Raw genomic sequence first — 19,415 nt, forward strand, 5'->3', positions numbered from 1 at the left:
TACTACCTTTTGGGTATATGTCAGGCGCTCGCGTGCCTGCGCATGAATACGTTCGAGTCACCTTAATTGCACATAGCGGGTTACGGCATGCAGGCTCTTGGCTCCGATCTTTCTACCGCGCGCGGTTCATTCGCCTGCGTACCGAGCTTGCCTTCGATGCATCTGAGCCGTCAGCGGCTCCTCGACCCGCTAATTGAGGGCAAGCAGCGCCTGCGCCTGCTCTGTGCTCCGGCTGGTTTCGGCAAGAGTGTGCTGCTTAGCGAGTGTCTGAATCACCTACCTTCCTCGAGTCGTGTCGTCTGGTTCGACTTTGCCGGCCAGCCCCTGGCGTTAGCGCAATTGATCGCCGGCGTCGTTGCAGAGCTGGGCCTTGATCATCAGCGGATTGCCGATGGACCGGCCCTGCTGGGCTTTTTCGAGCGATGTACCGAGCCGGTCTGGCTAATCCTGGATGATTACCCCGCCGAGGCTTCGGCCGAGTTGAACCTGTGGCTTGACCAGTTGTTGGCCCTGTCGGCGTCGCCAGTGCAGATGCTGGTTAGCTGCCGACAGCGGCCGAACTGGAATCTGCCGCGACTGTTCCTCAAGGGTCAATTGTTGGAGTTGGATGCCGAACAGTTGACCTTTTCTCGCCCGGAATTTGAAGCGCTGGTGGATCTGCTGGCGAAGCAAACCTCGCTGCAGGGGCGCGAGGAACTCTGGCAGACCACCGTAGGTTGGTGTGCCGGGATTCGCTTGCTGCTGTGTGGCCAGGCGAACAAGGGTAAGACCGATGCAGGTGGCCTCGCCTGGTTGCGGGCTTATCTGGAGCATGAATTGCTCGAGCGTCTCGATGATGAAGAGCGCAGCATCCTGCTTGGCTTGGCCCATCTGCCGAAAATTTCCGCCGAATTGTGCGATCAGCTCTGGGAGGAGCAGAGCGGCGGTCTGGTCTTCAAGCGCCTGCTGCAATGCCAGGCGTTTTTCCTGCCGCTCGATCCGCAAGGTATCTGGTACCGCATGCTGCCCGCGGTGGCGTTTGCCCTGCAGAATCGCCTCGGCGCGGCGGAGCTCAGCCGGCTGCGGTTGCGCTCCTGTCAGGCGCTGAATGCCGCCGGGCATGTCAACGAAGCCATCGAGCAGGCACTGCGCGCCGATCAGCCGGAAGTGGCTGCCAGCTATATGCAGCACCTGGAACTGGACTGGCTCTACACCGACCGTCATCTGCGCAACTTGCTCGCCTGGCGCGAACAGTTGCCCGGACCGTTGCTGGAAAGTACGCCGCGGCTGATCTGCCTCTGTACCCGGGCTTTGCTGTTCAGTTGGCGGCTGGACGAGGCGGCGGTGTGCGTTGAGCGACTAGGGCATTTTCTGCCGCAGCCGGACCCGCAGCGCAACCGCCGCTTGCTGGCCAATTGGCAGGCGCTGCATGGCGCTATTCAAGGCCTGAGCGGCAACGCCGAAGCGGCGGCGCTGCACTGCCGGGCGGCGCTCAACGATCTGTGCGAACAAGACTGGCGCACGGCGCTGCTCTGCTGCTCGACGCTGGCGCGCATTGCCATGGCCACCGGCAATGCTGAGCAGTGTCAGCAGATGTTGCTGGAAGCGGTCGAGCTGGCGCGCCGGCAAGGCGGAATCATCGGCGAGGTGCTGATCAACACCGATCGTATTCGCCTGATGATTCTGCGCGGTGAGCTGGATTTGGCCGAGGCTCTGCTGCAGGAAACCTTCCGCCTGGTGGAAGCCGACCATCGGTGGCACAGCCTGTTACTCGGCCCGTTGCTGTTCTTGCAAGGGGAGCTGCAGCTGCTGCGTGGCAATCTGGATGCCTCTACGGAGGCGGCGCTGAGCGGCCTGCAACATGCCCAGGAGTGCGGTGATCCGCTGATCCTGCATGGCCTGGCAGTGCTTTCCGAGGTCGCGGCCTGCCGTGGCGAATTCAATCAGGCGCTGCTCTATCTGCACGATGCAGAGCGGCGGATGCATTGCGGCCGAGTGCTGAGCCGCTGCTACAAACATGTGATCGACCTACAGGTCATGCGCGTGCTGGGGCGGCAGGGGCGCTGGGAGCAGGTCCTACCGATTGCTCGGGCCACCGCCGAATGTCTGCAGAATCCGACGACCCGCGTACCACCGTTGCATACCCCATCGCTGCCGCAGCGCAACGAGTTGCTGATGGCGTTGGCCGAATACGAAGTCGGGCTGGTCGAGCAGGCCACTCGACGCCTGACCGATCTGCTCGAACAATGCGAGCACTTGCAGTTTGGCGGGTTGGCCAGTGAGGCGCGTTTGGCCTTGGCGCGAATTGGCCAGGCCGACGGACGCATTCGGGAGCGGCTGGTTGGCCAGCCGGCGGCGCACATCGGCTTCAACAGTCTGTTGCGCGACTGGCAGGCCGATGCGGCGAATGAAGCACCGACGCTGCCGCTGGAAGTGAGCGGCGATGCACGCATCGAATTGACTGGTCGCGAGCTGGCGGTGCTCAAGTTGCTGGCCGAGGGCTTGTCCAATCAGGAAATTGGCAGCGCCTTGTTCATCTCGCTGAACACCGTCAAGACGCACACCAAGAAGATCAACACCAAACTCGATGTCAAACGTCGCACCCAAGCGATCAATCGCGCCAAGGCGCTGGGCATCTTGAGTTAGTCCGGCGCCTGCGGTCGCAGCGTGTCGATCAACGCGCGCACGTAGCTAGGCAGCGCTTCGAGGTCGCGAACCAATATGCTGCGCTCACGTATTGCCCAGGGCTCATTCAGCTCGATGACGCTCAGCTGCATGGTGCGGCTATGGCGACGCGCCGCCGTTTCGGGGAGTACGCCGATGCCAACGCCGGCCTCGATCATCCGGCAGATCGCCTCAAAGCTGGTGACCTGGATGCGCAGTGACAAAGTGGCGCCCATGCGCTCCACCTGCTCGCGCAAGAAGCTTTGTAGGGTGCTGCCTTCTGGCAAGCCGACATGCTGATACTGCAGAGTGTCTTGCAGGGTGACCTGGCTGCGCTGGGCCAGTGGGTGGTTCTTGGGTACCGCCAGGACAAGTCGGTCGGTACTGAAGTGCAGCACCTGCAAGCCGCCGGCGGCCACCGGGCCGGCAATGATGCCGAGGTCGGACGAGCCATCAAGCACGCTGCGGACGATGTCGCGGGTCGATTTTTCCTGCAGGTCGATGGTCACGCCCGGCCGTTCGCCGAGAAAGCCGGCCAGCACTTCGGGGAGGAATTCGGTGACTGCCGTGGTGTTGGCAAAAATACGGATGTGCCCGGCCTTATCGGCGCCGTGTTCGGTGAACTCACTCTTCAGATAATCCACCTGGCGCAGGATCAGGCGGGCGTGTTGCAGCAGCAGCTGACCGGCGGGCGTGAGCTCGACCCCGCGATTGTCGCGATACAGCAAGCGGCTGCCCAGTTGGCCCTCCAGAGCCTTGATCCGAGCGCTGGCTGCGGCGGGCGAGAGGAAGGCGCGGCGGGCGCCCTGGGTCAGGCTCGGCGATTCGGCGATTTGAATGAATAGACGCAGGTCGACCAGATCGAAGTGCATGGAAAAGTCCCAGTCATGGTGTTCGGTATTGACGAATGCAGGATTATTGAAATGCTGATTCACAGAACGCAAGCCAATCTTCATGCTCGCCAAACGTTAGACACCACCGAGAATTGCCATGAGCGATTACAGCGCCTGGTTGGGCCGCACCGAAGAAACCCATGAGGAAGTGAGCGCCACGCTGGTCAAGCGTCTCGCCGCGACGCTGAGCGAGCCCATGCCGGCCGTCGGCGAAGCGCTGCCGCCGCTGTGGCACTGGGCGTTCTTCCAAGAGCCAAATCCGGTGGACGAGGCTGGCCTGGGCGTGGACGGTCATCCGGCACGCGGTGGTTTTCTGCCCCCGGCGAACGACCGTAACCGCATGGCAGCGGGCGGGCGCTTCGAGTTTCATGAGCCGCTGCGGGTCGGCGGCCCGGTCACGCGGGTCAGCACCATCACCCAGGTCGAAGAAAAGCTCGGCCGCACCGGCGCGTTGCTGTTCGTCACCGTGCGCCACGACTATCTGCAAGACGCCCGTCTGGCTTTTCGGGAAGAGCAAGATATCGTTTACCGCGAGCCGACCCCGCCGAAACTCGGTGCTGGCGAGGCCGCGCCCGACGGCGACTGGCGCGAGGCCGTGGCGCCCACTTCGACCCTGCTGTTCCGTTATTCGGCCGTGACCTTCAATGGCCACCGTATCCACTACGACTGGCCCTACGTGACCGAGGCCGAAGGCTATCCTGGGCTGGTGGTTCACGGCCCGTTGATCGCCACGCTCAACCTGCGAGCTTTCTGCCGCGCCAACCCGCAGGCACGTTTGCGTCGCTTCAGCTATCGCGGCCAGCGTCCGCTGATCGCGCCGGAGTCGTTCGAGGTGAGCGGGCGCATCGTTGCGGCCGGCAAGGCCGAGCTTTGGGCCGCCAATGCCAGCGGTATCGCCCAGCGCGCCGAAGTGGAATTCGACTGAAACCAATTTCCGGCGTGCACTGCGAGGGGCGCGCCAACCAGACAAGCACCGAGGAAAACCACATGAATCCGAACAGCGAAGAACTGAATGCCATCCGTGAAGGCGTGCGCGCCCTCTGCGCCGAATTCGACGCCGCCTACTGGCGCAAGATCGATGATGAAAAAGGCTTCCCGGAGGCCTTCGTCGAGGCCATGACCAAGGCCGGCTGGCTGTCGGCGATGATCCCGGTCGAATACGGCGGTTCCGGTCTGGGGCTGGCCGAAGCCTCGGTGATCCTCGAAGAAGTCAACCATTGCGGCGGCAACTCCGGCACCGTACACGGCCAGATGTACAACATGTTCACCCTGCTGCGTAACGGCAGCGAAGCGCAGAAGAGCAAGTACCTGCCGAAGCTTGCCAGCGGCGAACTGCGCCTGCAGTCGATGGGTGTGACCGAGCCGACCACCGGCACCGACACCACCAAAATCAAGACCAGCGCCGTACGCAAGGGCGACAAGTATGTGGTCAACGGTCAGAAGGTGTGGATCTCCCGCGTCCAGCACTCCGACCTGATGATCCTGCTGGCGCGCACCACGCCGCTGGCCGAGGTGAAGAAGAAGTCCGAGGGCATGTCGATTTTCATCGTCGACCTGCGCGAAGCCATCGGCAACGGCCTGACCGTGCAGCCGATTCCCAACATGGTCAACCACGAGACCAACGAGCTGTTCTTCGACAACCTGGAAATCCCGGTTGAAAACCTGATCGGCGAAGAGGGCAAGGGCTTCAAGTACATCCTCGACGGCCTGAATGCCGAGCGCACCCTGATCGCCGCCGAGTGTATCGGTGACGGCCGCTGGTTCATCGAGAAAGCCAGCGCTTACGCCAACGACCGTGTTGTGTTCGGTCGTCCGATCGGTCAGAACCAAGGCATCCAGTTCCCGATCGCCGAAGCGCATATCGAAGTGGAAGCGGCCGACCTGATGCGCTGGAAAGCCTGCCAGGAATACGACGCCGGGCTGAACGCCGGCGCCAGCGCCAACATGGCCAAGTATCTGGCCGCCAAGGCGTCCTGGGAAGCGGCCAACGCCTGCCTGCAGACCCACGGCGGTTTCGGCTTCGCCTGCGAATACGACGTCGAGCGCAAGTTCCGCGAGACCCGTCTGTACCAGGTGGCGCCGATCTCCACCAACCTGATCCTGTCCTACGTGGCCGAGCACATTCTCGACCTGCCGCGTTCGTTCTAATCAGGTTCGACCTGCTGCGCGTCGGCATGACTGCGTTGGAGTCGAATTCGGATGTGCTCATTTGCTTCAGCAAACTGCGCATCCTCATTCGTCTCCGCCTTGTCCTGCTCTAGCTCGCGAGGTCTTGGAAAGTCGATGAGTGAGAACAAAATGAACAACACATACGCTTTAGCGGAATTCCTCGCCGGCCTGCGTTATGAAGACCTGCCGCAGGCGGTGGTCGAGCGCACCGAAGACCTGTTCCTCGACTGGCTCGCCTCGGCTTTGGGTAGCCAGGGCCAGCACCCGATTCCGCTGTTCGAGCGGTATGCCGAGAAGATGGGCCCGGCCGATGGTCGCTGCCAGATCCTGGTCAACGGCAAGCGCAGCTCGGCGTACTTCGCCGCACTGGTCAACGCTGCCAGTTCGCATCTGATCGAGCAGGACGACCTGCACAACAGCTCGGTACTGCACCCGGCCACCGTGGTGTTCCCGGCAGCCCTGGCGGCCGCGCAGGACCTCGGCAAGTCCGGCCGTGAGTTGATCCTCGCCTCGGTGGCCGGCTATGAAGCGGGCATTCGCATCGGCGAGTTCATGGGCCGCTCGCACTACCGCATCTTCCACACCACTGCGACGGTCGGCACCCTGGCCGCTGCCGTGGCGGTGGGCAAGCTGCTCGACTTCGATACCGAGCAGTTCGTCAATTGCCTGGGCAGCGCCGGCACCCAGGCCGCCGGGCTGTGGGAATTCCTCCGCGACGCGGCGGACTCCAAGCAGCTGCATACCGCCAAGGCCGCCGCCGATGGCCTGCTCGCCGCCTACCTGACCGAAGACGGTCTGACCGGCGCGAAGAGCATCCTCGAAGGCGAGCAGGGCATGGCCGCCGGGATGTCCAAGGATGCCGACGCCAAGTGGCTGGTCGACCGTCTTGGCACGCGCTGGGCGCTGGCCGAGACCTCGTTCAAGTTCCACGCCTCGTGCCGTCACACCCACCCGGCCGCCGATGCACTGTTGTTGCTGATGCAGCGCGAAGGGCTCAGCCACGAGCAACTCGCCCACATCACCACCCGTGTGCACCAGGGCGCCATCGATGTACTGGGGCGCGTGGTGGTGCCGCAGAGCGTGCACCAGGCGAAGTTCTCCATGGGCGCCGTGCTCGGTCTGATCGCCGTGTATGGCAAGGCCGGACTGGTCGAATTCGAGCAGCATGCGTTGAGCGATCCACATGTCGCCGCGGTGCGCGAGAAGACCGAGATGGTCCTCGATCCTGAAGTCGACGGTGCCTACCCACAGCGTTGGTTGGGTCGTGTCGAGGTGCTTTGCACCGACGGGCGGAAATTCACCGCCGCCATCGACGAGCCCAAAGGCGATCCGGGTAACACCCTCAGCCGTGCCGAGCTGGAAGACAAGTTCCAGCGTTTGCTGGCGTTCTCCGGTGCGCGCACCGAAGCGCAAGGCGCTGAACTGATCGCCAAGGTCTGGGCGCTGCACAAGACGGATGATCTCCAGGCCATCGTCTGATGGGTGGCGTAGGGCGGGTGAAACCCGCGAAATGACTGGCGGCACATGGCGGGTTTCACCCGCCCTACACTCTGGTCTGAGTGACCAATGCCCGTAGGTTGGGTTGAGCTTGCGATACCCAATATGCGCTGCATCGGTATGACGCTGGATATCGCTTCGCTCGACCCAGTCTACGGAAACGCAAGAATCGGCAGGATTTGAAATGAACGACACCACGCAGAACCCCCGCCCGCTCGACGGCATCACCGTGATCAGCCTCGAGCACGCCATCGCCGCACCGTTTTGCACCCGTCAGCTGGCCGATCTCGGCGCGCGGGTGATTAAGGTCGAACGGCCCGGTGTCGGTGACTTTGCCCGTGGCTACGACGAGCGCGTGCGTGGCATGGCGTCGCACTTCGTGTGGACCAACCGCTCCAAGGAAAGCCTGTCGCTCGACCTCAAGCAGGCCGACGCCTTCGCCGTGCTCGATCAACTGCTCGGCCAGGCCGACGTGCTGGTGCAGAACCTCGCTCCGGGCGCCGCAGCGCGCATGGGCCTGTCGTTCGAGGCGCTGCACGAGCGTTTTCCGCGGCTGATCGTCTGCGACATCTCCGGCTATGGCGAAGGCGGTCCCTACCAGGACAAGAAGGCCTATGACCTGCTGATCCAGAGCGAGAGCGGTTTCCTCTCGGTTACTGGCGGCCCGGGTGAAGACGAGATGGCCAAGGCCGGCTGCTCGATCGCCGACATTTCCGCCGGTATGTACGCCTACACCGGCATCCTCTCGGCGCTGCTGCTGCGTGGCAAGACCGGCGTTGGCAGCCAAATCGACGTGTCGATGCTGGAGAGCATGGCCGAGTGGATGAGCTTCCCGATGTATTACGCCTTCGAGGGCGCCACCCCGCCGGCCCGCGCCGGTGCCGCACACGCCACCATCTACCCGTACGGACCATTCCCGGCTGGTGATGGCGGTACGGTGATGCTCGGTGTGCAGAACAATCGCGAGTGGGCGGCGTTCTGCCAGAGCGTGCTGCAGCGTGCCGAATTGCTCGACGACCCGCGTTTCACCACCACTGCCCTGCGCGTGGCCAATCGCGATGCCTTGCGTGCGGCGATCGTCGAGGCGTTCTCCGCGCTCAAGGCCGAGGAAGTGGTCGAACGCCTGGAGCAGGCGCAAATCGCCAACGCCCATGTCAATGACATGCAGGGCTTGTGGAACCATCCGCAGCTCAAGGCGCGCGACAGCTGGCGCGAGATCGACAGCCCGGTCGGCACGCTGCCAGCCATGCTACCGCCGGGCCGCAATGCCGCTTTTACCCCGCGGATGGACGCCGTGCCCGCGCTCGGCGAGCATACCGACAGCCTGCTCGGTGAGTTGGGTTATGCGCCGGCCGATATCCAGCGCTTGCGTGATAACGGCGCGGTCTGAGCTGCTGCTCCTGATTTTGGAGTCCCTTATCCCCCAGCTGCGGGGACGAGGTAGGGGAGAGGATTGATCATCCTCCCCTCACTAACCCTCTCCCCAAAAGGGCGAGGGGGATTCCATCTATTGCTCCTGAAAGATCGTGAATAGGCCCTAACGGTCCGTCGAACCCCTAAGGAATACCCCATGACTCAATTCATCCGCACGGCGCTGTTTGTGCCCGGCAGCCGTCCAGAACGTTTCGCCAAGGCCCTGGCGGTCGGCGCCGACACAGTGATCGTCGATTTCGAGGATGCAGTCGAGGAATCGCTGAAGATCCAGGCGCGCGATAATCTGCGCAGCTTTCTCGCCGAGCATCCCGAAGCGCGCGTGTGGGTGCGCATCAACGCGGCCTGCCATACCGAACACACGGCTGAATTGGCGCTGTGCCGCGAGCTCGATGGGGTGGTCGGGGTAATGCTGCCCAAAGCCGAGCGTGCGGCCCAGGTGCATGGCGCGGCTTCCTGCGGTAAGCCGCTGTGGCTGTTGATTGAAAGTGCGCTCGGCGTGCTGGCGCTGCCGGAACTGGCCGCCTGTTCCGGTGTGCAGGGCATGAGTTACGGTGCCCTCGATTTTGCCCTCGATCTGGGCCTGAGCACTGGCACGGCAGGCGCGCAAATCATGCTCGACCAATTGCGCTGTGCGCTGGTCCTGCACTCGCGTGTCAATGATCTGCAAGCACCGCTGGAAAGCGTCTACCCGGCGTTCAACGACGATCAAGGCCTGGCTGACGCAATCCGCCGTTCGCGCGACATGGGCCTGGGCGGCGCCTTGTGTATCCATCCCAAGCAGGTCGCCGTGGTACATGCGGCGCTGGCCCCGACGGCCGAGGAACTGACCTGGGCGCGGCGGGTGGTCGCGGCTGGTGCCGACGGTGCGGCGGCGTATTCGCTTGATGGGCAGATGGTCGATGCGCCGGTGATCAATCGCGCCCGGCGCTTGCTGGCGGCGGCGGGCGAGTAGCTTCGAGAATTAATAGCTTCGGCAACTATTGGGCCGTCCGCTCGGACGGTTGCGCTCTGCTAACTGTGGCGTAGCCCGGATGCAATCCGGGGTGAGGAGTTGCCGGTTTCCCCGGATTGCATCCGGGCTACGGGCTCCTCTCTCCAATCTGCGCTAGTCGATCAATCCCCGCGTGCGGGCGATGGCCACCGCTTCGGTGCGCCCTTGCGCGCCGAGCTTGGAGTTGATGTTGCGCAGGTGCGACTTCACGGTGAACTCCGAGAGAAACATCTTTTCGGCGATCACCCGATTGCGATGGCCTTCGGCAAGCAGGCGGATGACCTGAATTTCGCGAGCGGTGAGCGCCTCCCGTGATCCATTCGTGTCTTGCTCCAGGCCGGCTTGCACGGCCGCGGAGTTGTCGACTTTGCTTATGCGTTCGAGCAGCTCGGCAAGAAACCGCGGTTCGATGCCCGTCGGCAGGTTTTTCCCTTGATGGGTCGCGGCCCAGAGCTTGAGTAGCTCGGTCATCGCGTGACCTTCATCGAGAAAAGTGCGCCGGAATCCTTCGTGACTGGCGAAGCGGAGCGCCTGGGTCAGTTCGTCGAAGGCGGCGGGCAGCGCCCCGGCACCGGTCAACGCCAGGGCGCGCAACACGCGCAGTTTCAGGGCGCGGCGATGGTGCTGGGTGCTTTGCGCCTGCTGGATGGCCTGCTCCAGCTCGGCGGCCGGCTCTTTACAGTCGCCCTGGCTGATGCGCAAGCGCCAGCGGACGATCGACGGCAGGTCGACATCGGTGGCATACATCGAAACGCCTGGGCGCTCCCAATCGCTCATCAGCTCGGCCGAGCGCAGCGCTTGAGCTGCGGCATCGGGACGACCTTCCAGGGTGGCGATGCGCGCACGTTCCAGCCAGGCGCTGCACACCACGCGCGATGAACTGATCTGGTGGCCGAGCTGCTCCAGTTCGGCGAGATAGCGCAGCCATTGGTCTTTATCGCCGCGCAAATGAGCCATGCGCGACAGCAGGATGTGGCTGGCAATCAGTTGATCGGGCGTACTGTTGTCCTTGGCATAGGGAAGGATGTCGAGCAAGGACTGTTCGGTTTCGCCCAGCTCGTCCGCCTCGTACAGCGCCATTGCGAGAATCACGATGATGCTCGACCGTCCGCCTATCGCTTCGCCGGCGGTGTCGCCGTAATGCCGCTCGGCGGCGGTATGCAGGCGCGCCAGGGCATTGCCCAAGCGTCCCTGAACCAGATCGAGGATGCCCTCCATGCAGCCGGCCATGCTGCGCATATAAGCGGAGCGGCGATAGATCGGCCGTTGCAGAGCACGTGACAGCAGGCTGCGTGCCTCATCGTACTTACTGGTGGCAATCAGGCTGAACGCCAGGGAATTGGTGACCACGCCGTATTGGAACATGTCGTCCGGTGGCAGCCGGTCGAGCTGCTTGGGGCCGGCGATACAGCATTCCTCCACCTGTTCGGTCATCACCAGCAGCAAGCAGCGCACGGTTTCGGCTTCTAGCGCGTAACCCTGACGTTCGCCATCGGCTTCATAGACCTTCAGGCGCTGCAGGATCAGCGCGACTTCCTGATAGCGGCGACCAATTACCAGGGTCCAGGCGTAAGCGACCAGCAGGTTTGGGTGGTCGTTCAGCTCGCTCTCGGGAATCTGATCGAGCCAGCGCAGGAGCAAACGCGAGCGGCCGGCATCCATCAACTCGGTGACGTGCGCGGCGATTTGCACTGCTGCCTCGGCCGTAGCATTGGCGCGCAGCAAATGCTCAATTGCCGGTACCGGTCGATTGACCGACAAATACCACTGCGCAGCGGCTCGGTGCAGGGTCTCGGCGTGGCCTGGGTACTGGCGGTTCAGCGCATCGCCGAGGAAGCTGGCAAACAGGCTGTGGTAGCGGAACCAGCTGCGTTCATTGTCCAGCGGGAACAGAAACAGGTTGGCCTTTTCCAGGTATTCGATCATCGCCTGGCTGTCGTCGCGCCCGGTGATGAAGTCGCACAATGGCGCGCACAGCCGGCTCAGCACGCTGGTCTGCAGGAGAAACAGCCGGCATTCCTCGCTCTGTCGGGCGAGGATGTCCTCGGCCAGGTATTCGGCCAGCTCGAGATTGGAGCCGGAGAACGAGGAAACGAAGGCGGCATAGTCGGTGCGCTCATGCAGCGACAGGCTGGCCAGGAAGATCGCCGCCGCCCAACCCTCGGTACAGCGGTGCAGGGTGGCGATTTCGTTGTCGCGCAACTCCAGTTCGTGCTTCTCGCGGATGAATACGGTGGCTTCGTCGAGCGAGAAGCGCAGTGCGCTAGGGCCGATCTCGACCAGCTGACCGCGCGCGCGGATGCGCCCCAAGCCGATGTCCGGAGCGCTGCGCGAGGTGATCACCAGCAAGCTGCCGGCCGGCAACGCTTCGATCAGCTGCTGGATGAAATTGAGGACTTGTGGGTTCTGCAGTACTTCGAACTCATCGAGCAGCAATGAGAACGGCGTGGGGGCGGCAGCGATGCGGTCGAGCAGGTCGAGGCTCAATTCCGACAGGCTGTGCTGTTCCTGGTGCGGCGTCTGGGCTTCCTGCTCGCCCATGCTCAAGCGCTCGAAGCCGATATTCAGGTGTCGGACAAAACGCTGCAGGTCGTTGTCAGCGATGTCCAGATTGAACCAGATGGCCGGTCGCCCGGAGGCCAGGCAATGGGCATGGTATTGCTGCATCAGGGTGCTTTTGCCAAACCCCGCCGCCGCGCGGATCAGCACCAGCTTGGTCGGCCCGGCATCGATCATCGGCTTGAGCAGCTTTTGTCGCTGCAAGTGGCTCGGCGCCGAGATCGGCGGTGCCAGCTTGGCAGGCAGCACGCGTGAAATCGATTCTGAAGAGGAGAAGCCCGACGGGCTCGGCGAGCTGTACACGATCGGTTCTTTCATAGGCGGGCGCTTGTGGCTGAGCGGGATTCGCTGCGCAATGGCGCAGCCTGAGATAAGCCTATCTTGCCACGTCGCGCGCGTATGGAGCGTTGTTCTTTTGTAGCACAGAACAAGCAAATCGACGCTTGCCGGGTGTGGGCGGTCATTCGTCGGCTGGTAGTCCGTTCGAACCAGCGGTCATTTCGGCAGCGGTTCATCCCTTTGACCGTCGCCTGTTCAGGGGGGCTTTCCTAAGCTGATGGCATAACAACCACCCGCCTAGCAGAGAGCAAACCATGTATTTGACTCAAGGGCTGCATCGCATGTTGCAGCAGCAACCCAACGCACTGGCCACTGTGTTCCGCGAGCGCCGGCACACATACCGGGAGCTGGTTGGGCGCGTGTCTCATCTGGCGGGTGCTTTGCAATCCCTGGGCATGCAAGTCGGCGACCGCGTCGGCATGCTCGGCCTGAACTCCGACCGCTTCCTCGAGTACATGCTCGGCACCTGGTGGGGCGGCGGGGTGATCAACCCGGTCAACATTCGTTGGAGCGTGGCGGAGATCGTCTACTCGCTGGACGACTGCGATACCCGCATTCTGCTGGTCGACGACAACTTCCTGCACATGGCCGAAGGCATCGCCAGCACCGCCAAGGTACGCCCGCTGCTGGTGCATGTCGGTGATGGCATGGCGCCGGCGGGCATGCTCTCCTACGAACACCTGATCCGCGAGCACGCGCCGGTCGACGACGCCTTCCGTGGCGGCAACGATCTGGCCGGCATCATGTACACCGGCGGTACCACCGGACGACCCAAGGGCGTGATGCAGTCGCACCTGAACCTCTGGTCCTCGGCGGTCATGAGCATGGCGGAGATTCCGCTGCTGAAGAACGGTATTTCGCTGCATGTCGCGCCGATGTTTCACACCGCCTGCATGGCGAGCCTGGTCGGCCAGCTGGTGGTCGGTAATTCGCATGTATTCGTGCCGATGTTCGATGTGATCGATGTGCTGCAGACCATCGAGCGCGAGCGGGTGACGGACACTCTGCTGGTGCCGACCATGCTGCAGGCGCTGATCCAGCACCCGGATTTCTCCAAGTATGACCTCAGTAGCTTCAGGCGCCTGATCTATGGGGCCTCGCCAATCGCCGCACCGGTGCTGGAACGTGCCCTGCAGCTGCTGCCGGGGGTCGAGTTCATGCATGGCTACGGGATGACCGAAACCTCTCCGGCGATTTCTCGCAACGGGCCGGACAACCACAGTCACGAGGGCATCGCCAACGGCCGCCTGCGCTCGGCCGGTCGACCGGTGCAGGGGATTGCTGTGCGAGTGGTCGACGAGAATGGCCACGAGGTGCCGCGCGGCACCGTCGGCGAGGTCATCGTCCGCGGTTCGAACGTCATGCTCGGTTATTGGAATCGCCCAGAGGAGACCGCTGAGGCTCTGCGCGGCGGCTGGATGCATACCGGTGACGGTGCCTACATGGACGAGGACGGTTATCTGTTCATCGTCGACCGGATCAAGGACATGATCGTCACCGGCGGCGAGAACGTGTACTCGGCCGAGGTCGAAAACGCGGTGGCCGGCCATCCGGCAGTCGCCGCCTGCGCGGTAATCGGAATTCCATCGGAGAAGTGGGGCGAGGCGGTGCATGCCGTGGTAGTCCTCAAGCCCGGCTGCGAAGCCACCGAAGCGGGTATCGTCGAGCACTGCCGGCAGCACATCGCCGGCTACAAATGCCCGAAATCGGTGACTTTCACCACCGCGCTGCCGCTGTCCGGCGCCGGAAAAATCCTCAAGCGCGATCTGCGCGAACCCTATTGGAAAGGCAATACCCGGGCCGTCAACTGACGACGCGGTGACCATTCATCCCTGTGGAGAAACACTATGAGCAATAAAGTTGTGGTCGCCGGCGTCGGTATGATCCAGTTCACCAAGCCGGGGCAAAGCGACGAATACCACGTCATGGGCGCCAATGCCGCCAAGGCCGCGCTGGCCGATGCCGGTATCGATTACGCGCTGGTCCAGCAGGCTTATGTCGGTTACGTGTATGGCGACTCCACCTGCGGCCAGGCCGCCGTGTACGGCGTGGGCCTGACCGGGATTCCGGTGATCAACGTCAACAACAACTGCTCCACCGGTTCGACTGCGTTGTTCCTCGCTCGTCAGGCTGTGGAAAGCGGCGCCATCGATTGCGCCATTGCCTTGGGTTTCGAGCAGATGGTGCCGGGCGCGCTGAAGGGTGCCTACACCGACCGCACCGGGCCGATGGATCGTTTTGCCAAGACCATGACCGAGCTGCAGGGCTTCGACGAGCAAGCGCCACGCGCCGCGCAGTTCTTCGGTGGTGCCGGCCGCGCCTACATGAAGGAGCACGGCATCAGTCGCGAGATCTTCGCGAAGATTCGCGCCAAGGCTAGCCAGCACGCCGCGCGCAACCCGCTGGCAGTGTTCCGCAACGTCGTCAGCGTTGAGGAAGTCATGGCTTCGCCGATGATCTTCGACCCGCTGACCCGCCTGCAGTGCTGCCCGCCGACCTGCGGCGCGGCCGCGGCGATCGTCTGCTCGGAAGCCTTTGCCAAGAAGCACGGCCTGAACACCGACGTAGTGATCGCCGGCCAGTCGATGACCACCGACCGCAACAGCACCTTCGACGAAGGCGACATGCGCAAAGTGATCGGCTACGACATGACTCGCAATGCGGCCCTCAGCGTGTTCGAGCAGGCCGGTGTTGGCCCGCAGGACATCCAGGTCGTCGAGCTGCACGACTGCTTCACCGCCAACGAGCTGCTTACCTATGAAGGCCTGATGCTGACGCCGGAAGGCACCGCCGAGAAATTCATCCTCGACGGCGACAACACCTACGGCGGCCGCGTGGTCACCAACCCGTCCGGCGGTCTGCTCTCCAAGGGCCACCCGCTGGGTGCCACCGGTCTGGCGCAGTGCTTCGAGCTGACTCGTCAGCTGCGTGGCACCGCCGAGGCGACTCAGGTCGAGGGCGCGCGTTTCGGCCTGCAACACAACCTCGGTCTGGGCGGCGCGTGCGTCGTCACCCTGTACCAGCGTCAGTAACTCACGGAGACATTTACATGATCGACAAGAGCCATATCGGCGCGCTGGTTTCGAGCCACACTCAGGTGGTCGAAGCCGGCCGTCTACGCTTCTTCGCCAAGGCTACTGGCCAGAAAGACCCGCGCTTCAGCGATCTCGTCGCCGCTAACGAGGCGGGCTACAGGGATCTGCCGGTGCCGCCGACCTTCCTGTTCTGTCTGGACATGGACGCCGGCGGTTCGGGCTCGGTGCTCAGCCGCCTGAACATCGATATCGGCAAGATTTTGCATGGCGAGCAGAGTTTCACCTACCACAAGCAAGCCTTCGCCGGTGACCGCCTGAGCTTCGAAACCAAAATCGTCGACATCTACGACAAGAAGGGCGGCGCGTTGGAGTTCGTGGTGCGCGAAACCCGCGTGACCGATGCCGCTGGCGATCTGGTGGCGGAGCTGCGCAACAGCCTCGTCGTGCGTAACTGAGGAGCCGACCGTGAATCTTGCAAACATTGAAATTGGCTACGAACTGCCGTCATTCACCACCGCGCCGATCAGTCGTCTGGACCTGGCGCTGTACTGCGGCGCTTCTGGCGACCATAACCCGATCCACGTCGACATCGACTTCGCCAAAAAGGCCGGCATGCCCGACGTGTTCGCCCACGGCATGTTGTCGATGGCCTATCTCGCCCGCCTGCTGACCAACTGGGTGCCGGAAGAAAACCTGCGTCACTACTCGGTACGTTTCGTTGCCATCACCCACCTCGGCGACGAAGTCACCTGCTCCGGCAAGGTGGTCGAGAAGGACGAGACCAACGGCACCGTGCGCCTTGAAGTCAGCACCCGCAACCAAGCGGGCGAAATCAAACTCGCTGGCGAAGCGATTGTCGCGCTGAACGCCTAATCCACAGGAGAAACCCTATGAGCAAGAAACTTGAAGGCAAAGTAGCCATCGTCTCCGGCTCCGGCCGTGGCATCGGTCGCGAGATCGCTTTGAAACTGCACCGTGAAGGCGCCGCTGTAGTCATTAACGACCTCGACGCCGCTCCGGCCGAGGAAGTGGTCAAAGAAATCATCGCCGAGGGCGGTAAGGCTGTGGCCTGCGTCGGCAGCGTGACCGACAAGGATTTCGGCGACCGTTTCGTCAAGACCGCCCTGGACGCCTTCGGCACCCTCGACATCGTGGTCAACAACGCCGGTTACACCTGGGACAACGTGATCCAGAAGATGAGCGACGAGCAGTGGGACGCAATCATGGACGTGCACGTTTCCGCGCCGTTCCGCATCCTGCGTGCCGCCTCCAACTACTTCCGCGAAGCCGCGAAGAAAGAAGCGGAAACCGGCGTCGAAGTGTTCCGTAAAGTCGTCAACATCTCGTCGATCTCCGGCGTCCAAGGTGGTGCGGGCCAAGCCAACTACTCGTCCGCCAAGGCAGCCATCAATGGCCTGACCAAGGCGCTGTCCAAGGAGTGGGGCCGCTACAAAGTCTGCGTCAACAGCGTCGCCTTCGGCATGATCGAAACCCGTCTGACCTCGGCTTCCGCCGAAGACAACGCAACCATCGATATCGCTGGTCGCGAGATCAAGGTCGGTATCCGTCCGGAAATGGCCAAGAACGCCGCCGCGATGATTCCGATGGGCCGTCCGGGCACCCCGCAAGAGGCTGCCGGCGCCGTCTACGCGCTATGCATCCCGGAAACCAACTATGTCACCGGCCAAGTGCTGGTCGTCTCTGGCGGTCGCTAAGCGCCCCCAAGCGACCACAACTGCGGATGTGGTTGCTCACCCATTTTTGCCTTGTTACCGCATTACTGAGGAATACCCATGAGTGCCTACAAATCCCCGTGGATCACCGAAGACCTGGCGATCTTTCAAGAATCCGTACGTCGCTTCGTCGCCGAAGAACAGGTGCCCCACGAAGAGCGTTGGGCCAAGCAACAGCACGTCGACCGCGAAACCTGGCTGCGCGCCGGGCAGTGCGGCATGCTGCTGCTGAGTGTTCCTGAGGAGTACGGTGGCATGGGCGGCAACTTCGCCCACGACGCAATCCTGACCCTCGAGCAGAGCCGTCAGGTCACCGCCAGCCTGGGCACCAACGTGCACAGCGGCATCGTCGCCCACTACATCCTGCGCTACGCCAGCGAGGAGCAGAAGCTCAAGTGGCTGCCGAAGATGGCCAGCGGCGAGCTGGTCGGCGCCATCGCCATGTCCGAGCCGGGTGCCGGCTCCGACCTGAAGAGCATCAAGTGCCGCGCCGTCAAAGACGGCAGCGACTACGTCATCAACGGCTCGAAGACCTTCATCACCAACGGCTACCACGCTGACCTGATCCTGGTGGTGACCAAGACCGATCCGGAAAAGGGCGCCAAGGGCACCTCGATCGTCGTGGTCGAGACCAAGGACCTGCCGGGCTTCCGCCGTGGCCGCATTCTCGAGAAAATCGGCCAGAAGGCCCAGGACACCGCCGAGTTGTTCTTCGACGACGTGCGCGTGCCGCAAGCCAACCTGCTCGGCCCGGAAGAGGGCAAGGGTTTCATCCAGCTCATGCAGCAACTGCCGCAAGAGCGCATGATCATCGCCCTCGGCGCTCTGGGTAGCATGGAGCGCGCGCTCACCGACACCATCGAATACGTGCGCAACCGTAAGGTGTTCGGCCAGTCGCTGCTGGAGCTGCAGAACACCCGCTTCAAGCTGGCTGAGCTGAAGACCAACTACACCATCGCGCGTACCTTCGTCGACGACTGCATGGTCAAGGTGTTGAACAACGAGCTGGATCCGGAAACTGCGGCGATGGCCAAGTGGTGGACCACCCAGCGCAACTGTGAGCTGATCGACGAATGCCTGCAGCTGCACGGCGGCTACGGTTACATGATCGAGTACCCGATCGCCCGCCAGTTCGTGAACTCGCGAGTCAGCAAAATCTTCGGTGGCTCCAACGAGATCATGAAGGAAATCATCGCCCGCGGCCTGTAAGCGCGCCTCGCCGGCTTGGCCTTGCGGCTGGGCTGGCGAACCTATTTTTCGCGTCTGTCGGTCGACAGGCGCCTTCAACGCTGGGACGAGGATGAGCATGAATCCGTCGACTGTTGAACTCTCCATTGAAGACGGCCTGGCCACGCTGGTCATGGCCCGCCCCGAGCGCAAGAACGCGCTGACTCCACAGATGTTCGCCGAGCTGCTCGACGCGCTGAACACGCTGCGCCGCGACTCCGAGGTCAGGGCCGTGCTGCTGACCGGCGCCGGCAGCGATTTCTGCTCCGGCGGTGACGTCGGCAACATGGGCGGCGGCGTCGAGGCCAGCGCCGTGCGTGCGCGCATGGAAGAGAACAACCGTATGGTGCTGGCCATGGCCGATTTCACCAAGCCGTTGATCGCCGCAGTGGACGGCGTGGCTTTCGGTGCCGGCTTCAGCCTCGCCCTGGCCGCTGACTTCGTAATTGCCTCGGACCGTGCGCGCTTCTGCATGGCCTTCGCCCGCCTGGGCCTGGGCCCAGACCTCGGTGCGTCCTACACCCTGCCGCGCATTGTCGGCCTGCAGAAAGCCAAGGAAATCATCTATTCGGCGCGTGAAGTGTCCGCGCAGGAGGCCTTGGCCTTGGGCATTGCCCTCGAGGTGCTCCCTGCCGCAACCTTCCGCGCTCGCGCCGAGGAGCTGGCGCGCAGCATGGCCAACATGTCACCGAGTGGTTTCAGTATGTCCAAACGCCTGCTGGCGCGTTCGCTGGAAAGCGATCTGGCCAGCATGCTCGATGGTGAAGCCAGTGCCCAGGCCGTGGCGATGTCCTCGACCTATCTGGCGACCGCCGCTGCACGTTTCGCGCGTAAAGAACCACCGTTGTTCCAATGGCCGCAGGCCAAACCGACCGCGAATAACAACTAAGGAGGT

Annotated in this window: 15 protein-coding genes; 13 read left to right on the forward strand and 2 right to left on the reverse strand. The window is 63.0% G+C overall.

Going from position 1 to position 19,415, the window contains the following annotated elements; genetic code table 11:
* Positions 1 to 156 precede the first annotated feature (156 nt).
* A complete protein-coding gene (locus NVV93_RS20085) occupies positions 157 to 2,625 on the forward strand; it encodes a LuxR C-terminal-related transcriptional regulator (RefSeq protein WP_309137385.1) in 2,469 nt (822 codons plus the stop codon).
* Here NVV93_RS20085 and NVV93_RS04760 read toward each other — a convergent pair.
* Positions 2,622 to 3,515, reverse strand: a complete 894-nt coding sequence (locus NVV93_RS04760) for a LysR family transcriptional regulator (protein ID WP_258254290.1) — start codon at positions 3,513 to 3,515, stop codon at positions 2,622 to 2,624. The two genes, NVV93_RS20085 and NVV93_RS04760, sit on opposite strands and share 4 nt — an antisense overlap.
* Positions 3,516 to 3,633: 118 nt before the next feature.
* Here NVV93_RS04760 and NVV93_RS04765 point away from each other — a divergent pair, with 118 nt between their 5' ends.
* From NVV93_RS04765 to NVV93_RS04785, 5 genes are all read left to right on the forward strand, one after another.
* Positions 3,634 to 4,461, forward strand: coding sequence for a MaoC family dehydratase N-terminal domain-containing protein (locus NVV93_RS04765; protein WP_375162905.1), 828 nt, complete (start codon positions 3,634 to 3,636; stop codon positions 4,459 to 4,461).
* 62 nt (positions 4,462 to 4,523) lie between these two features.
* On the forward strand, positions 4,524 to 5,684 hold the full coding sequence (locus NVV93_RS04770; RefSeq protein WP_258253301.1) for an acyl-CoA dehydrogenase family protein: 1,161 nt from the start codon (positions 4,524 to 4,526) through the stop codon (positions 5,682 to 5,684).
* Between the two features lie 150 nt (positions 5,685 to 5,834).
* Positions 5,835 to 7,184 carry an MmgE/PrpD family protein gene (locus NVV93_RS04775; RefSeq protein WP_258254292.1) on the forward strand — a complete coding sequence of 450 codons (1,350 nt, stop codon included), beginning with the start codon at positions 5,835 to 5,837 and terminating at the stop codon, positions 7,182 to 7,184.
* Positions 7,185 to 7,386: 202 nt separating this feature from the next.
* Positions 7,387 to 8,592: a CaiB/BaiF CoA-transferase family protein gene (locus NVV93_RS04780; protein WP_258253302.1), complete on the forward strand. Its 1,206-nt coding sequence runs from the start codon at positions 7,387 to 7,389 to the stop codon at positions 8,590 to 8,592.
* A 180-nt stretch (positions 8,593 to 8,772) separates the two neighbouring features.
* Entirely contained in the window at positions 8,773 to 9,588 is an 816-nt protein-coding gene (locus NVV93_RS04785; RefSeq protein WP_258253303.1) for a CoA ester lyase, read from the forward strand.
* A gap of 153 nt (positions 9,589 to 9,741) precedes the next feature.
* Here NVV93_RS04785 and NVV93_RS04790 read toward each other — a convergent pair whose 3' ends face one another.
* A complete protein-coding gene (locus tag NVV93_RS04790) occupies positions 9,742 to 12,504 on the reverse strand; it encodes a LuxR C-terminal-related transcriptional regulator (RefSeq protein ID WP_258253304.1) in 2,763 nt (920 codons plus the stop codon).
* Positions 12,505 to 12,779: 275 nt separating this feature from the next.
* On the opposite strand from NVV93_RS04790, the gene NVV93_RS04795 reads away from it, so the two are divergent.
* From NVV93_RS04795 to NVV93_RS04825, 7 genes are all read left to right on the forward strand, one after another.
* Positions 12,780 to 14,336: a long-chain fatty acid--CoA ligase gene (locus NVV93_RS04795; RefSeq protein WP_258253305.1), complete on the forward strand. Its 1,557-nt coding sequence runs from the start codon at positions 12,780 to 12,782 to the stop codon at positions 14,334 to 14,336.
* Positions 14,337 to 14,372: 36 nt separating this feature from the next.
* Positions 14,373 to 15,557, forward strand: a complete 1,185-nt coding sequence (locus tag NVV93_RS04800) for a lipid-transfer protein (protein ID WP_258253306.1) — start codon at positions 14,373 to 14,375, stop codon at positions 15,555 to 15,557.
* 17 nt (positions 15,558 to 15,574) lie between these two features.
* Positions 15,575 to 16,015 carry a MaoC family dehydratase N-terminal domain-containing protein gene (locus NVV93_RS04805; protein ID WP_258253307.1) on the forward strand — a complete coding sequence of 147 codons (441 nt, stop codon included), beginning with the start codon at positions 15,575 to 15,577 and terminating at the stop codon, positions 16,013 to 16,015.
* Positions 16,016 to 16,025: 10 nt separating this feature from the next.
* On the forward strand, positions 16,026 to 16,433 hold the full coding sequence (locus NVV93_RS04810) for a MaoC family dehydratase (protein WP_258253308.1): 408 nt from the start codon (positions 16,026 to 16,028) through the stop codon (positions 16,431 to 16,433).
* A gap of 17 nt (positions 16,434 to 16,450) precedes the next feature.
* Entirely contained in the window at positions 16,451 to 17,275 is an 825-nt protein-coding gene (locus NVV93_RS04815; RefSeq protein ID WP_258253309.1) for an SDR family NAD(P)-dependent oxidoreductase, read from the forward strand.
* Positions 17,276 to 17,353: 78 nt separating this feature from the next.
* Entirely contained in the window at positions 17,354 to 18,502 is a 1,149-nt protein-coding gene (locus tag NVV93_RS04820; protein WP_258253310.1) for an acyl-CoA dehydrogenase family protein, read from the forward strand.
* A gap of 97 nt (positions 18,503 to 18,599) precedes the next feature.
* The gene (locus tag NVV93_RS04825) at positions 18,600 to 19,409 is read left to right on the forward strand and encodes an enoyl-CoA hydratase/isomerase family protein (protein ID WP_258253311.1); all 810 of its coding nucleotides are present in this window, start codon (positions 18,600 to 18,602) and stop codon (positions 19,407 to 19,409) included.
* Positions 19,410 to 19,415 lie beyond the last annotated feature (6 nt).

Origin of the sequence: Pseudomonas sp. LS44 (genome assembly GCF_024730785.1) — a bacterium.
In the GTDB taxonomy this organism is placed as follows: Bacteria; Pseudomonadota; Gammaproteobacteria; order Pseudomonadales; family Pseudomonadaceae; genus Aquipseudomonas.

What these genes read in the sequence shown, in the direction of transcription:
- NVV93_RS04770 (WP_258253301.1), top strand. Translation starts at nt 4,524, where the DNA reads ATGAATCCGAACAGCGAAGAACTGAATGCCATCCGTGAAGGCGTGCGC.
- NVV93_RS04815 (WP_258253309.1), top strand. Translation starts at nt 16,451, where the DNA reads ATGAGCAAGAAACTTGAAGGCAAAGTAGCCATCGTCTCCGGCTCCGGC.
- NVV93_RS04760 (WP_258254290.1), bottom strand. Translation starts at nt 3,515, where the DNA reads ATGCACTTCGATCTGGTCGACCTGCGTCTATTCATTCAAATCGCCGAA.
- NVV93_RS04820 (WP_258253310.1), top strand. Translation starts at nt 17,354, where the DNA reads ATGAGTGCCTACAAATCCCCGTGGATCACCGAAGACCTGGCGATCTTT.
- NVV93_RS04785 (WP_258253303.1), top strand. Translation starts at nt 8,773, where the DNA reads ATGACTCAATTCATCCGCACGGCGCTGTTTGTGCCCGGCAGCCGTCCA.
- NVV93_RS04795 (WP_258253305.1), top strand. Translation starts at nt 12,780, where the DNA reads ATGTATTTGACTCAAGGGCTGCATCGCATGTTGCAGCAGCAACCCAAC.
- NVV93_RS04780 (WP_258253302.1), top strand. Translation starts at nt 7,387, where the DNA reads ATGAACGACACCACGCAGAACCCCCGCCCGCTCGACGGCATCACCGTG.
- NVV93_RS04765 (WP_375162905.1), top strand. Translation starts at nt 3,634, where the DNA reads ATGAGCGATTACAGCGCCTGGTTGGGCCGCACCGAAGAAACCCATGAG.
- NVV93_RS04825 (WP_258253311.1), top strand. Translation starts at nt 18,600, where the DNA reads ATGAATCCGTCGACTGTTGAACTCTCCATTGAAGACGGCCTGGCCACG.
- NVV93_RS04805 (WP_258253307.1), top strand. Translation starts at nt 15,575, where the DNA reads ATGATCGACAAGAGCCATATCGGCGCGCTGGTTTCGAGCCACACTCAG.
- NVV93_RS04800 (WP_258253306.1), top strand. Translation starts at nt 14,373, where the DNA reads ATGAGCAATAAAGTTGTGGTCGCCGGCGTCGGTATGATCCAGTTCACC.
- NVV93_RS04775 (WP_258254292.1), top strand. Translation starts at nt 5,835, where the DNA reads ATGAACAACACATACGCTTTAGCGGAATTCCTCGCCGGCCTGCGTTAT.
- NVV93_RS04790 (WP_258253304.1), bottom strand. Translation starts at nt 12,504, where the DNA reads ATGAAAGAACCGATCGTGTACAGCTCGCCGAGCCCGTCGGGCTTCTCC.
- NVV93_RS20085 (WP_309137385.1), top strand. Translation starts at nt 157, where the DNA reads ATGCATCTGAGCCGTCAGCGGCTCCTCGACCCGCTAATTGAGGGCAAG.